The organism is Shimia biformata, from assembly GCF_016888515.1.
GTDB classification, from domain to species: Bacteria; Pseudomonadota; Alphaproteobacteria; order Rhodobacterales; family Rhodobacteraceae; genus Shimia_A; species Shimia_A biformata.
The window spans coordinates 2,713,912-2,728,548 of the sequence record NZ_JAFEJK010000001.1 but is presented as its reverse complement, the minus strand read 5'-3'; the positions used below and the strand labels follow the sequence as shown (position 1 = coordinate 2,728,548).

The window sequence follows — 14,637 nt, the reverse complement described above, 5'->3', positions numbered from 1 at the left end:
AGCGTATGACGGCCCTCGGGAACCTCCCCGGGGGCCGTTTTCGTTTCTCTCGTCGCCGGAGGGCTCATGGCATGAGAGGCGACAGGACATATGACGGTTAGGAAGCTCCCGAGCGATATCGCCGGGTTGGATGAGCGGCTTTCGCGGCTCAAACGTCAACTTTGCAAAATCTATGAGGACCTCGAGCGGCTGGATCAACGCATCCGCCAGGGTGAGATGGCCGACATCAAAGGGTCAGAGAAGGTGCTGGGCGATCTGCGCGGCTGGCTTGGCCGCACCTATGACGCCGAGTCCCTGATTGAACAGCGTGAAAAACAAAAGATCGGAATTGCCCATGACTATGCCATTGACCTTGAGGCGGCAAAAGCTGCGGTTGAGCTTCGACTGGATCGTCTCTGGCGGGCCGGGGCGACACCGGACGCTGCTGGAGGGGATGACCGAGAACGAACTTCTGGCGCTGCCGTATTTGTTCGATCTCTGGGCACACGCGCACCAGATGCCCCCTGACGGAGACTGGAAAAGCTGGGTAATCCTTGGCGGACGCGGGGCGGGCAAGACCCGTGCCGGGGCGGAATGGGTGCGGTCCATGGTCGAAGGCGCCAGGCCGATGGACCGGGGGCGGGCGCGGCGGCTGGCCCTGGTGGGGGAAACCGTCGATCAGGTGCGCGAGATCATGGTCTTTGGCGAAAGCGGCATCCTGCAATGCTCTCCGCCCGACCGCCGTCCGGCATGGGAGGCCGGGCGCAAGCGGCTGGTCTGGCCCAACGGGGCAACGGCAGCGGTGTTTTCCGCCCATGACCCTGAATCGCTGCGCGGACCGCAATTCGACGCGGCCTGGGCGGATGAACTGGCCAAGTGGAAGAAGCTGCGAGAGACCTGGGACATGCTGCAATTCGGGCTGCGTCTGGGCGATCACCCACAGCAATGCATCACCACGACCCCGCGCAATGTCGATGTTTTGAAGGAACTCCTGGCGCTGCCCGGCACCGTGACCACAACCGCCGCGACCGAGGCAAACCGGGCGCATCTGGCGGACAGTTTCCTTGCCGAAGTGCGCGCGCGCTACGACGGCACGCGGCTGGGGCGGCAGGAGTTGGACGGGGTGCTTCTGGACGACGTCGAGGGTGCGCTATGGACCACCGCGATGATCGAGGTGGCGATCGCGGCTGAGCCGCCGGACCTGGACCGGGTCGTGGTCGCGGTCGACCCTCCGGTCACCGGCCACGCCAAGTCCGATGAATGCGGGATCGTGGTTGCCGGGGTATCCATGCGCGGCGCGCCGGTGGACTGGCGCGCGCATGTTCTGGCCGATTGTTCGGTTCGGGGGGCGAGCCCCTCGGTCTGGGCGGAAGCTGCGGTTGAGGCGTTTCACCGCTTCGACGCGGACCGGATCGTGGCCGAGGTGAATCAGGGGGGCGACCTCGTGCAATCGGTCATCCGGCAGATCGACGGGGTGGTGCCGTTCAAAGCGGTGCGCGCGAGCAAGTCGAAATTCCTGCGCGCCGAGCCGGTCGCCTCGATCTATGAGCGCGGCAGGGTCAGCCATGCCCGGGGACTGGGTGCGCTTGAGGACCAGATGTGCCGGATGACGGCGGCGGGCTATCGCGGCAAGGGCAGCCCCGACCGGCTGGACGCGCTGGTCTGGGCCTTGACGGAATTGCTGGTCGACCCGGCCAATAAACGTGTGGCGCGGCCGGGCATTCGTTCGGTCTGACCCACCGCACGGTGGTCACGCACGGGTTTAACTTCTTTCACCGATAACCGTTTTCACCGACGGGGCGACAGTGGCCCGGTCGGATGGGCAAAGCAGGAGCGAGACGCGATGGTATTCGATTTCTTTCGGCGGCAGCAAAACGCACCCGAGGCCAAGGCAAGTGCCGCTGGCCCGGTTGTGGCGCATATGAGCGCAGGCCGCGTCGCCTGGAGCCCGAGGGACACCGTGTCGCTGACGCGCACCGGATTTGCGGGCAATCCGGTTGGGTTCCGCTGTGTGAAGCTGATCGCCGAGGCATCGGCGGCGCTGCCGCTGGTCCTGCAGGACCGGGAACAGCGTTATGAGGCGCATCCCCTTCTTGGCCTGATCCAGAGCCCGAACCAGATGCAGGGCCGCGCCGAGTTGCTTGAGGCGCTTTATGCCCAGCTTTTGTTGACCGGGAACGCCTATGTCGAGGCGGTTGGCGGCGAGGGCGCGGCGCCGGTGGAACTGCATGTGTTGCGGTCGGACCGGATGAACGTGGTGCCGGGGGCGGATGGGTGGCCCATCGCCTATGACTACAAGGTCGGCGGGCGCACGCATCGGTTTGACCTTGGGGCCGGGCAGGTGGTCTGCCACATCAAGAATTTCCACCCGCAGGACGACCATTACGGATTCTCGCCTTTGCAGGCGGCGGCGATGGCGCTGGATGTCCACAACTCGGCGTCGCGCTGGTCCAAGGCGCTGTTGGACAATGCCGCGCGGCCCTCGGGAGCGATTGTCTATAAGGGCGTCGAGGGGCAGGGCGCCTTGCCCGCCGAGCAATATGACCGGTTGGTGAGCGAGATGGAAAGCCATCATCAGGGCGCGCGCAATGCCGGTCGGCCGATGCTGTTGGAAGGCGGGCTGGACTGGAAGCCGATGGGGTTTTCGCCCTCGGACATGGAGTTCCAGAAGACCAAGGAAAGCGCCGCGCGCGAGATCGCGCTGGCCTTCGGGGTGCCGCCGATGCTGCTTGGGATCCAGGGTGACGCGACCTATGCCAATTACCAGGAGGCGAACCGGGCGTTCTATCGCCTGACGGTGTTGCCGCTGGCGACCCGTGTGGCGGCGGCCTTGGCGGACTGGCTGGGCGGGTTCACGGGTGAAAACCTGGTGCTGAAACCTGACCTTGACCAGGTCCCGGCGCTGGCGGCGGAACGTGATGCCCAGTGGTCGCGGGTGGCGCAGGCCGATTTTCTGACCGAAGCCGAAAAGCGCGCGATCCTGGGTCTGCCCGCATCCGGCGGGGACGGTGCGGATGCGTGAACAGAAATACGGGTTCGAGAAGTTCGACTGCGCCCCGGCGCTGCGGCTTGAGGCGCATGAAAGGGTCGCGAAGCTGCAATTCGATGCGCTTGAGGCGCGGCTTGACCGGATTGAGACCTCGATCGAGCGGATGGAGCGGCGGCTGTGGCTGACGGTCTATGGCGTCGTCGGGGTGATCCTGGCGCAGGCATTCCAGTCGCTTCTGAACGCGGCACCATGAGAAACGAGGCAAGGGATATGACGATGGACAGTGGTTTGGAAACCAAGTTCGCCCGGTTTGGCGAAGGGTTGGACGTCAGAGACGGCCATGTGATCGAAGGCTACGCCTCGCTTTTCGGGGCGGCGGATCAGGGCGGTGACGTGGTGCAGAAGGGCGCTTATGCGGCCTCGCTCAAGGCGCTGATCGCGGCGGGGCGCAAGGTCAAGATGCTTTGGCAGCATGACCCCGCCCAGCCCATCGGCATCTGGGACGAGGTGCGTGAGGACGCCAATGGCCTGTGGGTCAAGGGCCGGCTGCTTGAGACCGTCGAGAAAGGCCGCGAGGCAGCAGCGCTGATCGGGGCGGGCGCGATTGACGGGCTGTCGATCGGCTATCGCACCAGGAAGGCGACGAAAAACGACAAGGGCCAGCGGCTCTTGCAGGAACTGGAGCTTTGGGAAGTGTCGCTGGTGACTTTCCCGATGCTGCCCAGTGCGCGGGTGGCCGCGAAGGGTGAAGACCCTGACGGGGACGCGATGCGTGAATTGGCGGCGGCCTTTCGGGACGCCCGTCAGGAGCTTGGGCAGCTTTAGCCCGGGCATAACCTTAGATCGAGGACCATGATGATGGGTACATCCGAGACCAGGTCTCGGGGCGGAGAGGCTTTGTCTCCTGGCTCTGAGCTGAAGTCGGCCGTGACGGGTTTCATGACCGATTTCAAAGACTTCAAAACCGACCTTCATACACGACTTCAAAAACAGGAAGAGCGACTGAACATGCTTGATCGCAAATCGCACACCATGCAGCGCCCGGCGCTGGCTGCCACCGACCTTGACGCACCGCACAAGAAGGCCTTTGACGCATATCTGCGCTCGGGCGAGGATGACGGGCTGCGTGGCCTCGAGATCGAGGGCAAGGCCATGTCCAGCGCCGTCAACAGCGACGGCGGCTATCTGGTCGATCCGCAGACCGCCGACACGATCCAGTCGGTGCTGGCCTCGACCGCGTCGATCCGCGCCATCGCCAATGTGGTGAACGTGCAGTCGACCTCGTATGACGTGCTGATCGACTCGACCGAGGCAGGCGCGGGCTGGGCGGACGAGACCTCGGCCACCACCGAGACCGGCACGCCGAGCATCGAGCGCATCACCATCCCGCTGCACGAATTGTCGGCCCTGCCGAAGGCGTCGCAGCGCCTGCTGGACGACAGCGCGTTTGACATCGAAACCTGGCTGGCGGGCCGTATCGCGGACAAGTTCGCCCGCGCCGAGGCTGCGGCTTTCATCAACGGTGACGGTATCGACAAGCCGACCGGCATCCTGACCCATGCCACCGTCGACAATGACAGCTGGAGCTGGGGCAATATCGGCTATGTTCCGACGGGTGTGGACGGCGATTTCGACGGTGGCGAGGCGCTGATCGACCTGGTCTATGCGGTGGGCGCGCAGTATCGCGCGAACGGCACCTTCGTAATGAACTCGAAAACTGCAGGTGCGGTGCGCAAGCTGAAGGATGCCGATGGCCGTTTCCTGTGGTCGGACGGTCTGGCCGCGGGCGAACCTGCGCGTCTTCTGGGCTATCGCGTGATGATTGCCGAGGACATGCCCGATATCGCCAGTGGTGCCGACGCCATCGCATTCGGTGATTTTGCTGCCGGCTATACCATCGCCGAACGCCCCGATCTGCGCGTGCTGCGCGATCCGTTCAGCGCCAAGCCGCATGTTCTGTTCTACGCCACCAAGCGCGTTGGCGGGGATGTCAGCGACTTTGCCGCGATCAAGCTTCTGCGCTTCGCGATCTCGTAAACCACGCGGTCGTGAGGGCCGGGTTCGCGCCTTGCGGACCCGGCACCGGACGCGCGCCGGAACCCTTGTTGTCCAGCTGTCCCCTCCGTTCGAGCAGCCAGGGGGCGCGCGTTCGATCCATTGGCCGGAGGGGCCGAAATTCTCGGAGTTTTTCCATGATGTTAGTCGAAGAAACCCCGGTGCCGACCACGGCCCTGCCGGTTGCGGAATTGAAGGCGCATTTGAGACTGGGCAGCGGGTTTGCCGATGACAGTCTGCAAGACAGCGTTCTGGAAAGCTTCCTGCGCGCTGCGCTGGCGGCGATCGAGGCCCGGACCGGCAAGGTCCTGCTGGAACGCGCCTTTGCCTGGTCGCTTGAGGCGTGGCGCGACGATGCCGCCCAGCCTCTGCCCGTGGCCCCGGTCAGCGACATTTCCGAGGTGACATTGGTCGATCGCAACGGGACGGGCACGGTGGTTGCCCCCAGCGCCTATCGCCTGGTGCAGGACCTGCATGCGCCGAAACTGGCGCCGATGGGATCCTGCCTGCCGACGATCCCGCACCGGGGACAGGCCGAGATCCGGTTCTCTGCCGGGTTCGGGGCGGAATGGGGCGCGATCCCCCCGGACCTTGCACAGGCGGTGCTTCTTCTGGCGGCGCATTACTACGAGTATCGCGAGGACACCGGGTTGAAAGGGGGCTGCATGCCGTTTGGCGTGACCAGCCTGATCGAACGCTATCGCCCGATGCGTCTGGGGTTCACGACATGAGCCGGGCCAGAACCCGCCACCCGCAGCTGAACCGCCGGCTGGTGCTGGAAGAGTCACAGCAGTCGCCGGACGGCGCCGGGGGGTTTGCCGAAAGCTGGACCGCGCTGGGCGAGGTCTGGGCCGAGGTCCAGCCGCGCACCGGACGCCAACAGGATGGCGGCGCGGTTCCGGTCGGTTCGGTCAGTTATCGGATCACCCTGCGCGGCGCGCCGTTTGGCTCTCCGTCGCGGCCCCGGCCTGACCAGCGGTTCCGCGAGGGTGCACGGGTGTTCCGCATCCTTGCGGTGGCCGATGGCGACCCGGCGGACCGCTATGTCACCTGCTTTGCCAATGAGGAGACCCCGACATGAGCTATGGCGTTTCTGCCGCGCTTCAGGCGGCGATCTATCAGGCACTTTCCGCTGATCCCGAGGTCACGGCCCAGCTGGGCAGCGCGGTCTTTGACGCCATGCCGCAAGGCACGGTGCCGGACCTGTTCGCGATCCTCGGCGCCGAGACGGCGCTGGACCGCTCTGACGCGACGGGGGCAGGGGCCGAACACAAGGTCGAGATCTCAGTCATCAGCACGCAGGCCGGGTTTTCGGCGGCGAAATCCGCCGCTGTCGCGATCTGTGACGCGCTGGTCGATGCCGACCTGACACTGACGCGGGGTCGGCTGGTTTACCTGCGCTTTGACCGGGCCACCGCCCGGCGCGAGGCACAGGCCAGCCGCCGCCGCATCGATCTGCGCTTTGTCGCGCGGGTCGAGGACAACCAGGACACTTAACCGGAGAAAATGACATGGGTGCCCAATACGGAAAAGACCTACTGATCAAGGTGGACCTGACCGGGGACGGCCAGTTTCAGACCATCGCGGGGCTGCGTGCCACGCGGGTCAGCTTCAACGCGGAATCCGTCGATGTGACATCGCTGGAAAGCCAGGGCGGTTGGCGCGAGCTGCTGTCGGGCGCCGGCGTGCGGTCGGCGGCGATCTCGGGCTCTGGCGTGTTCAAGGACGAGGATACGGATGAACGCGCGCGCCAGATCTTCTTTGACGGCGAAACCCCGGATTTCCAGGTGATCATCCCCGATTTCGGCACGGTCGAAGGGCCGTTCCAGGTCACCGCGATCGAATATGCCGGCAGTCACAACGGTGAGGCGACCTATGAACTGGCGCTGGCCTCGGCCGGGGCGCTGACCTTCACGGCGCTGTGATCATGGCGAACCCGCATAGAGGTGAAGTGGCGCTGGTGATCGATGGCCAGCGTCACGTGATGAAGCTGACGCTGGGCGCGCTGGCCGAGCTTGAGGCTGGATTGGACAGTGACAGCCTGGTTGCGCTGATCACCCGGTTTGAAGAGGGGCGGATCGGGTCGCGGGACGTGCTGGCGCTGATCGTGGCGGGGCTGCGCGGCGGCGGCTGGCGCGGAACTGCAGGCGATCTGACCGCAGCCGAGATCGAGGGCGGGCCGCTGGCGGCGGCACGGGCGGCGGCGCAGCTTCTGGCGCGCGCCTTTGGCGAACCCGCCTGATGCCGCGCTTTGACTGGGGTGCCCTGATGGCCGCAGGGATCGGCGGGCTGGGCCTGCGCCCGGCAGAATTCTGGGCGCTGACCCCGGCCGAATTGCGGCTGATGCTGGGCCGGTCCGCTGGTCCGCCCCCGATGTCCCGCCACCGGCTGGACGATCTTTTGAAACAACATCCCGACCCCGAAAGAGGAGCGAAGGAAAATGGCTGAGTTCGACGGGCTTGATGCCCTTGATACACAGGTTGACGCGCTTGAGGTCAGCCTGGGCCAGACCGTCGGAGTCATGGCCGGTTTCGATGCCGAGCTGCGCCGCATGCGCGAGTCGCTGGCCGCCACGGGGCAGGATCTGCAAACCGTGGAAAAGGGGCTCAGCCGGGGCCTGAAACGCGCCTTTGACGGGCTGGTCTTCGACGGCATGAAACTGTCCGAAGCGTTTGCGACGGCGATGCGCTCGATGACCGACGCGGCCTATCGCGCCGCGCTGAACCCGGTGGCGGATCATGTCTCGGGCGCGGTTGTGGGCGGTCTGGGCGATCTGGTGCGGGGCATCCTGCCCTTTGCCGATGGCGCAAGTTTTTCCCAGGGCCGCGTCATGCCCTTTGCCAATGGCGGTATCGTCAGTGGCCCCGTGACCTTCCCGATGCGCGGGGGCGCCGGGCTGATGGGGGAGGCTGGACCAGAGGCGATCATGCCTCTGGCGCGTGGCGCCGATGGCAAGCTGGGGGTGCGCGGCGCGGGGGGCGGCACGGTCAACGTGGTGATGAATATCCAGACGCCGGATGCCGACAGCTTCCGCCGCAGCCAGGGCCAGATCGCCGCCCGCATGGGCCGGGTTCTCAGCCGTGGCCAGCGCAACACCTGAAGGAGGGCAGAATATGCAGTTTCACGAGGTCAGATTTCCGGCATCGCTCAGTTTCGGTTCGATTGGCGGGCCGGAACGGCGCACCGATGTCGTCACCCTTGCCAACGGGTTCGAAGAGCGCAACACGCCCTGGGCCCATTCCCGCCGCCGGTTCGATGCCGGGCTGGGCATGCGGTCGCTGGACGATGTCGAGACGTTGATTTCCTTTTTCGAGGCGCGGCGCGGGCAGCTTTTCGGGTTCCGCTGGAAGGACTGGTCCGATTTCAAATCCAGCCGCGCCAGCGCCGAGCCGGATTTCCGCGATCAGGTGATCGCGCGGGCGGATGGGGTGGCGACGGCCTATCCGCTGGTCAAGCTCTATCGCTCGGGTGCGTTCGACTATACCCGCCCGGTCCAGAAACCGGTCGCAGGCACGGTGCGGATCGGGGTCGAAGGGGCCGAACTGCAAGAGGGCGTGCATTTCGAGGTCGACACCGTCACCGGCCAGATCGACTTTGCCAATCCGCCTGCCGAGGGTCAGGAAATCACCGCCGGGTTCGAGTTTGATGTGCCGGTCCGTTTCGACACGGATCGCATCCAGACCAGCGTGGCCTCGTTCAAGGCGGGCGATGTGCCCAATGTGCCAATTGTGGAGATCCGTGTCTGATGGCGATCAACGATGACTTGCAGGCCCATCTTCAGGGCGGGCTGACCACGCTGGCGCGGGCCTGGGCGGTGACGCGGGGCGACGGGGTGACCTTTGGGTTTACCGACCACGACCGGGCGCTGTCCTTTGACGGGATCACCTTCAGCGCCGACAGCGGGCTGACTGCCGGTGCGCTGGATCAGGCGACCGGGCTTTCGGTCGACAATACCGAGGCACTGGGCATCCTGAACCACGCCGCTGTCACCGAGGCCGATATCGAGGCCGGCCGCTATGACGGGGCCGAAGTGGTGGCCTGGCTGGTCAACTGGGCCGCGCCTGACCAGCGCATGGTTCTGTTTCGCGGCACGATCGGCGAGATCACCCGTTCAGGCGGCGCCTTCCGGGCCGAGCTGCGGGGCCTGTCCGAGGCGCTTAACCGTCCGATGGGGCGGATTTATCAGAAACCCTGCACAGCGGTTCTGGGCGACAAGACGTGCAAGGTTGATGTCGGTCAACCGGGCTACTGCCTCAACATCGAGGTGGAGGACGTTGAAAATGAACAGGTATTTCGGTGGTCGTCGCTTGCCGGCTTTGACCCCGGCTGGTTTCAGCGAGGCCGTCTTGAAGTGCTGTCGGGCGCAGGAAAGGGGTTGACCGGCCCGATCAAGGGAGACCGGTTCGAAGACGGTGCGCGCGTGGTTGACCTGTGGCACCCTCTGCGCGCCGCAATTCAAACCGGCGACACGGTGAAACTGATGGCGGGCTGCGACAAGCGGTTCGAAACCTGTCGTCTGAAGTTCCTCAACCATCTGAACTATCAGGGGTTTCCCGACATCCCGGGTGAGGACTGGATGATGAGCTATCCGCGCAAGGATGGGCAGAATTCCGGGGGCAGCCTGCGATGACCTGCATTGCCGACAGGGTGGTGGTCGAGGCGCGCGGCTGGATCGGCACACCCTATTGCCACCAGGCCAGCACGCGCGGTGCGGGCTGCGACTGTCTGGGCCTGTTGCGCGGGGTCTGGCGCGCGATCTTCGGACAAGAGCCGGAAGACGTGCCTGCCTATAGCCGCGACTGGTCGGAACCGCAGCGCGACGAACGGCTGTGGCGGGCGGCAGCACGCCATCTGACCGAGGTCGACCCGCAAACAGAACAGCCCGGAGATGTCCTGCTGTTCCGCATGCGCAGCGGCGCGGTTGCGAAACATGTCGGTATCGCCGCTGAGGTTGGACACACCCCGACCTTCATCCATGCCTATGGCGGTCACGCGGTTACTGAAAACGCGCTGACCGCCCCCTGGCGCCGCCGTATCGTGGCGCGTTTCCGTTTTCCTCAAGAGGTTTGAAACATGGCAACCATCGTCCTTTCAGCAGTTGGCGCGGCCATTGGCGGCTCAATCGGCGGAACTGTCGCCGGGCTCTCGTCGGTTGCGATCGGGCGTCTTGCGGGCGCGACGCTGGGCCGGGTGATCGACCAGTCGGTCATGGGCACAGGCAGTCGCGCAGTGGAAACCGGCAAAGTCGATCGGTTCCGTATCACCGGCGCTGCCGAGGGCAACCCGGTGGCACGCGCCTATGGCCGGGTGCGGCTGGGTGGTCAAGTGATCTGGGCATCGCAATTTTTGGAGACCTCCTCCACCAGTGGCGGCGGCAAGGGCGCATCGCGCCAACCCCGGACCACGACGTATAGCTATTCGGTATCGCTGGCCATCGCGCTCTGCGAGGGCGAGATCGCCCATGTCGGACGGATCTGGGCCGACGGGGTCGAGGTCGCGCCATCCTCGTTTGACATGCGGGTCTATACCGGGTCCGCCGACCAGCTGCCCGACCCCAAGATCGAGGCAGTCGAAGGCGCTGGCATGGCACCCGCATATCGCGGCACCGCCTATGTGGTGTTCGAGTCGCTGGACCTGGGCCGTTTTGGCAACCGCATCCCGCAATTCAGCTTCGAGGTGATCCGCCCCGCGCCCGCCGGGCAGGAAGGTGCCGACAGCGATCCCGCCCGCGCGGTCAAGGCCGTGGCGCTGATTCCGGGGTCAGGGGAATATGCGCTGGCCACATCGCCGGCCTATGTCCAGGCAGGGGCGGGGGGAACGCGGGTTGCCAACGTGAACTCCCCCTCCGGGCAAAGCGATCTTGAAACCTCGATCAACAGCCTGCGCGGCGAGGCCCCCAATTGCGGCGCGGCCTCGCTGGTGGTCAGCTGGTTCGGCAATGACCTGCGTTGCGGGTCCTGTGACATCGCGCCCAAGGTCGAAAACGCCTCGGGTGATGCCGAGGACATGGGCTGGCAGGTGGCAGGCCTGACGCGGGAAACCGCGCAGACCGTGGCACAACTGGACGGCGCGCCGGTTTATGGCGGCACGCCCGACGATGCCTCGGTGATGGCGGCGATCCGGCACATCCGGGACGAAGGGCTGGACGTCATGTTTTATCCCTTCATCCTGATGGAGCAGCTTGGCGGAAACGGTCTGACGGACCCGTGGAGCGGGGCAGCGGACCAACCGGTATTACCGTGGCGCGGACGGATCACCCTATCTGCCGCGCCGGGACAGGCCGGGTCGCCAGATGGCACCGCAACGGCCGAACAGGAAGTTGCCGATTTCTTTGGCACCGCCACGGTGTCGGATTTCAGCATCTCCGGCGGAAATGTCGGCTATTCCGGCCCGGCCGAGTGGCGCTATCGCCGCTTCATCCTGCATCAGGCGGCGCTCTGTGCGGCGGCGGGGGGCGTGTCGGCCTTCTGTATTGGTTCCGAAATGCGCGGGCTGACCCAAATCCGCGGCGCGGGCGGCAGTTTCCCGGCGGTCGCGGCGCTGCGCCAGCTGGCGGCGGACGTGCGCCAGATCCTCGGCCCTGACTGTCAGATCGGCTATGCCGCCGACTGGTCGGAATATTTCGGCTATCACCCGCAAGACGGGTCTGGGGACGTGTACTTCCACCTTGATCCGCTGTGGTCGGACGACAATATCGACTTCATCGGGATCGACAATTACATGCCGCTGTCGGACTGGCGCGACGGGGCGGACCATGCCGATGCGGGCTGGGGGTCGATCTATGACCTTGACTATCTCAAGGCCAATATCGCGGGCGGCGAGGGGTTCGACTGGTACTACCATTCCCCCGAGGCGGAAGCGGCGCAGATCCGCAGCCCGATTACCGATGGCGCCTATGACGAACCCTGGATCTACCGGGTCAAGGACATCCGGTCGTGGTGGCAGAACAGCCATCACAACCGGATCGACGGGGTGCGCGAGGAAACCCCGACCGAGTGGCAGCCGCAATCGAAACCGGTCTGGTTCACCGAGATCGGCTGCGCCGCCATCGACAAGGGCACCAACCAGCCCAACAGGTTCCTCGATGCCAAATCCTCGGAGAACGGCGTGCCGCGTGCGTCGAATGCGCGGCGCGACGACTACATCCAGCACCAGTATCTGAAGGCGATGGCCGAGTTCTGGGGCGATGCCGCCAATAACCCGGTTTCGACCGAATATGACGGTGCGATGGTCGACATGTCGCGGGCCTTTGTCTGGGCCTGGGACAGCCGCCCGTTCCCGTTCTTCCCCAACAATCGCGCCTTGTGGAGCGACGGGGCAAATTTCGCCCGTGGCCACTGGATCAATGGCCGGATCGCGTCGCGGTCGCTGGCGTCCGTGGTGACCGAAATCTGTCACGCCTCCGGGTTGACCCGGATCGACGTGACCGACCTGCGGGGCATGGTGCGGGGTTATGCCGTGGCAGAGGTCGCCGATGCCCGCGCCGCGTTGCAGCCGCTGATGCTGGCCCATGGCTTTGACGCGATCGAGCGGGACGGTGTGTTGAAATTCATCATGCGCGACGGCACGCCGGCCACGGTTCTTGATCCTGACCTTCTGGCCGTGGTGCCGGAGCTTGACGGCATCACCGAACATACCCGCCAATCCGAGGCCGAGACCGCCGGCCGCGTGCGGGTCGGATTTGTCGAGGCCGAGGCGGATTTTGAAATCCGAGCCGAAGAAGCGGTGCTGCCCGATGAGGCCACCCATGCCGTTACGGGAACCGAGTTTCCGCTGGCCATGACCCGCGCCGAGGGGCGGCAGCTGGCCGAACGCTGGCTCGCGGAATCGCGCCTTTCGCGGGACAGCCTGCGCCTTGGCCTGCCGCCGTCGCAATTGGGGGTGGGGGCGGGGGACGTGATCTCTCTGCCGGAACAGGGGCGCGCGGCGCTTTACCGCGTCGACCGGGTCGAGCAGGGCGCGATGCAGGTGCTTGAGGCGGTGCGGATCGATCCCGCCAGCTATCAGGGGTCCGATTACGAGGACGTGCCGGGCGCGCTCCGCGGGTTCGTCCCGCCGGTTCCCGTGACGCCGGTCTTTCTGGACCTGCCCCTGATGACCGGGGACGAGGTGCCACATGCGCCGCATTTGGCCGTGGCCGCTACCCCGTGGCCGGGCAGCGTGGCGGTTTATGGATCGGACAGCGATTCCGATTACACGCTGGAAACGCTGGTTCAGCGGCAGGCGGTGGTGGGCACCACGGCAACCCCGCTTTTTGCCGCCCGTCCGGGGCTGTTCGACCGTGGCGAGCCTCTGGAAATCCATCTGTCGAACGGCGAGTTGCAAAGCGTCAGCCGGGCCGCACTGTTGAACGGCGCCAACCTGATGGCGGTCGGCGACGGCAGTTCCGGCAATTGGGAGCTGTTCCAGTTCGAATCCGCCGAACTGGTGGGACCGGGGCGGTGGTGGTTGTCGTCGCGCCTGCGTGGGCAGCTTGGGACCGATGCGCTGATGCCCGATGTCTGGCCCGCCGGATCTCGTGTTGTCCTGATCGACGCCGCCGTCGGCCAACTGCCGCTGGCAACGAACCGGCGCGGATATGCGCGCCACTATCGCATCGGCCCCGCGGCCCGCGCCTTTGACGATCCGTCCTATCGCCATCGGACCGAGGCGTTTGACGGCATCGGATTGCGCCCGCTTTCGCCCTGTCACCTGAGGCTCACGGGTACAGGCGGGGACCTCGATCTGTCATGGATACGCCGCACCCGGATCGACGGCGATGGCTGGGATCTGTCCGAGGTGCCGCTGGGCGAAGAGTTCGAAAGCTATGTTATCCGCGTGACGCGTGACGGCGACCTGTTGCGCGAAACGACCGTTGCCACCCCGACCTGGACCTATCCCTTTGCCGACCGGCTGGCCGATGGCACTGACAGCGGCGCGTTCACCCTGGAAGTCGCACAGGTATCGGCCCGTTACGGTCCAGGTCCTTTCGCGGTGATCGGGGTCGGTGCATGAGGCTGGTCCTGCATGGCGATCTGGTGGCGGCGGCGCGATACCTGCTGCCGCTGCCGGACCCTGTGCGCCGCAGCGCCTGCCGCAGACTGATCGACCACGCCCACGCCGCCCATCACTTCACCCGCCGCACCGGGCGCTGCCATCCTTTGTGGGGGGACGGGTCACTGATTTCGGCGGCCATGCGCCACGGCCTTGCCGCCGAGCCCAGCCTGCGCGACAGCGACTATTGCGCCTGCCTTGAAATGGTCCTGCACGAGATTGTCCGCTGGCGCACAGAGCGTCAATATACTCGCGTCACCCGGCCGCGCAGGCAATACACCGCGTGACCGAGGGGTCGAATTCCAGCCGTTTCACCGCGATTTCCTCGCCGCAATCTTCGCACCAGCCGAACTCATCCGTCCCGATCCTCTCAAGCGCCGATTGAAGCGCCAGCCGCTTGGCGTCGCGCCTGACCTGCTGGGCCTTGGCCATGGCCTGTGCCTGCAACGCGTCCATCCGGCTGAGCCGCCCGACCGCCTGCTGATCCAGTGTGACCACCGACTGTCCGTCCTGTCCCAGACCGTCTTCGCGGTCGATTTCGGCCAACTTTTGGCGGATCAAGTCCCTGAATCGCGTCTTTT

At 65.6% G+C, this 14,637-nt stretch carries 19 protein-coding genes; 18 read left to right on the top strand and 1 reads right to left on the bottom strand.

Going from position 1 to position 14,637, the window contains the following annotated elements:
* Nucleotides 1-90 precede the first annotated feature (90 nt).
* The 18 genes from JQ863_RS13375 (at nucleotide 91) to JQ863_RS13290 (ending at nucleotide 14,343) form a co-directional block, all read left to right on the top strand.
* A complete protein-coding gene (locus JQ863_RS13375) occupies nucleotides 91-507 on the top strand; it encodes a hypothetical protein (protein WP_204114655.1) in 417 nt (138 codons plus the stop codon).
* Nucleotides 434-1,714, top strand: a complete 1,281-nt coding sequence (locus tag JQ863_RS13370) for a DNA-packaging protein (protein WP_204114654.1) — start codon at nucleotides 434-436, stop codon at nucleotides 1,712-1,714. Before JQ863_RS13375 ends, JQ863_RS13370 begins: the two co-directional genes overlap by 74 nt.
* A 108-nt stretch (nucleotides 1,715-1,822) precedes the next feature.
* Nucleotides 1,823-3,001, top strand: coding sequence for a phage portal protein (locus JQ863_RS13365; RefSeq protein WP_204114653.1), 1,179 nt, complete (start codon nucleotides 1,823-1,825; stop codon nucleotides 2,999-3,001).
* Nucleotides 2,994-3,221, top strand: a complete 228-nt coding sequence (locus tag JQ863_RS13360) for a GTA head formation protein, RCAP_rcc01685 family (protein WP_204114652.1) — start codon at nucleotides 2,994-2,996, stop codon at nucleotides 3,219-3,221. Before JQ863_RS13365 ends, JQ863_RS13360 begins: the two co-directional genes overlap by 8 nt.
* Before the next feature lie 17 nt (nucleotides 3,222-3,238).
* Nucleotides 3,239-3,793 (top strand): HK97 family phage prohead protease, encoded by a 555-nt coding sequence (locus JQ863_RS13355; protein ID WP_204114651.1) that lies wholly within the window; start codon nucleotides 3,239-3,241, stop codon nucleotides 3,791-3,793.
* Nucleotides 3,794-3,826: 33 nt separating this feature from the next.
* Complete coding sequence (locus tag JQ863_RS13350; RefSeq protein WP_204114650.1) at nucleotides 3,827-5,005, top strand: phage major capsid protein; 1,179 nt, start codon at nucleotides 3,827-3,829, stop codon at nucleotides 5,003-5,005.
* 155 nt (nucleotides 5,006-5,160) lie between these two features.
* Nucleotides 5,161-5,754, top strand: a complete 594-nt coding sequence (locus JQ863_RS13345) for a head-tail connector protein (RefSeq protein WP_204114649.1) — start codon at nucleotides 5,161-5,163, stop codon at nucleotides 5,752-5,754.
* Nucleotides 5,751-6,104: a head-tail adaptor protein gene (locus JQ863_RS13340; RefSeq protein ID WP_204114648.1), complete on the top strand. Its 354-nt coding sequence runs from the start codon at nucleotides 5,751-5,753 to the stop codon at nucleotides 6,102-6,104. The genes JQ863_RS13345 and JQ863_RS13340 overlap by 4 nt, the downstream gene beginning before the upstream one ends.
* Nucleotides 6,101-6,520 (top strand): DUF3168 domain-containing protein, encoded by a 420-nt coding sequence (locus JQ863_RS13335; RefSeq protein WP_204114647.1) that lies wholly within the window; start codon nucleotides 6,101-6,103, stop codon nucleotides 6,518-6,520. The genes JQ863_RS13340 and JQ863_RS13335 overlap by 4 nt, the downstream gene beginning before the upstream one ends.
* 14 nt (nucleotides 6,521-6,534) lie before the next feature.
* A complete protein-coding gene (locus JQ863_RS13330; RefSeq protein WP_204114646.1) occupies nucleotides 6,535-6,948 on the top strand; it encodes a phage major tail protein, TP901-1 family in 414 nt (137 codons plus the stop codon).
* A gap of 2 nt (nucleotides 6,949-6,950) precedes the next feature.
* A complete protein-coding gene (locus JQ863_RS13325; RefSeq protein WP_204114645.1) occupies nucleotides 6,951-7,265 on the top strand; it encodes a gene transfer agent family protein in 315 nt (104 codons plus the stop codon).
* Entirely contained in the window at nucleotides 7,265-7,471 is a 207-nt protein-coding gene (locus JQ863_RS13320; RefSeq protein WP_204114644.1) for a rcc01693 family protein, read from the top strand. Before JQ863_RS13325 ends, JQ863_RS13320 begins: the two co-directional genes overlap by 1 nt.
* Entirely contained in the window at nucleotides 7,464-8,123 is a 660-nt protein-coding gene (locus JQ863_RS13315) for a phage tail tape measure protein (protein ID WP_204114643.1), read from the top strand. Before JQ863_RS13320 ends, JQ863_RS13315 begins: the two co-directional genes overlap by 8 nt.
* Before the next feature lie 13 nt (nucleotides 8,124-8,136).
* Complete coding sequence (locus JQ863_RS13310) at nucleotides 8,137-8,769, top strand: DUF2460 domain-containing protein (protein WP_204114642.1); 633 nt, start codon at nucleotides 8,137-8,139, stop codon at nucleotides 8,767-8,769.
* Nucleotides 8,769-9,653: a DUF2163 domain-containing protein gene (locus tag JQ863_RS13305; RefSeq protein ID WP_204114641.1), complete on the top strand. Its 885-nt coding sequence runs from the start codon at nucleotides 8,769-8,771 to the stop codon at nucleotides 9,651-9,653. The genes JQ863_RS13310 and JQ863_RS13305 overlap by 1 nt, the downstream gene beginning before the upstream one ends.
* Nucleotides 9,650-10,093, top strand: a complete 444-nt coding sequence (locus tag JQ863_RS13300) for an NlpC/P60 family protein (RefSeq protein WP_204114640.1) — start codon at nucleotides 9,650-9,652, stop codon at nucleotides 10,091-10,093. The genes JQ863_RS13305 and JQ863_RS13300 overlap by 4 nt, the downstream gene beginning before the upstream one ends.
* 3 nt (nucleotides 10,094-10,096) lie before the next feature.
* A complete protein-coding gene (locus tag JQ863_RS13295; protein ID WP_204114639.1) occupies nucleotides 10,097-14,017 on the top strand; it encodes a baseplate multidomain protein megatron in 3,921 nt (1,306 codons plus the stop codon).
* Nucleotides 14,014-14,343: a DUF7742 family protein gene (locus tag JQ863_RS13290; RefSeq protein WP_204114638.1), complete on the top strand. Its 330-nt coding sequence runs from the start codon at nucleotides 14,014-14,016 to the stop codon at nucleotides 14,341-14,343. The genes JQ863_RS13295 and JQ863_RS13290 overlap by 4 nt, the downstream gene beginning before the upstream one ends.
* On the opposite strand, the gene JQ863_RS13285 is transcribed toward JQ863_RS13290, so the two are convergent.
* The gene (locus JQ863_RS13285) at nucleotides 14,312-14,617 is read right to left on the bottom strand and encodes a TraR/DksA family transcriptional regulator (protein WP_338055522.1); all 306 of its coding nucleotides are present in this window, start codon (nucleotides 14,615-14,617) and stop codon (nucleotides 14,312-14,314) included. The genes JQ863_RS13290 and JQ863_RS13285 overlap by 32 nt on opposite strands.
* Nucleotides 14,618-14,637: the final 20 nt, after the last annotated feature.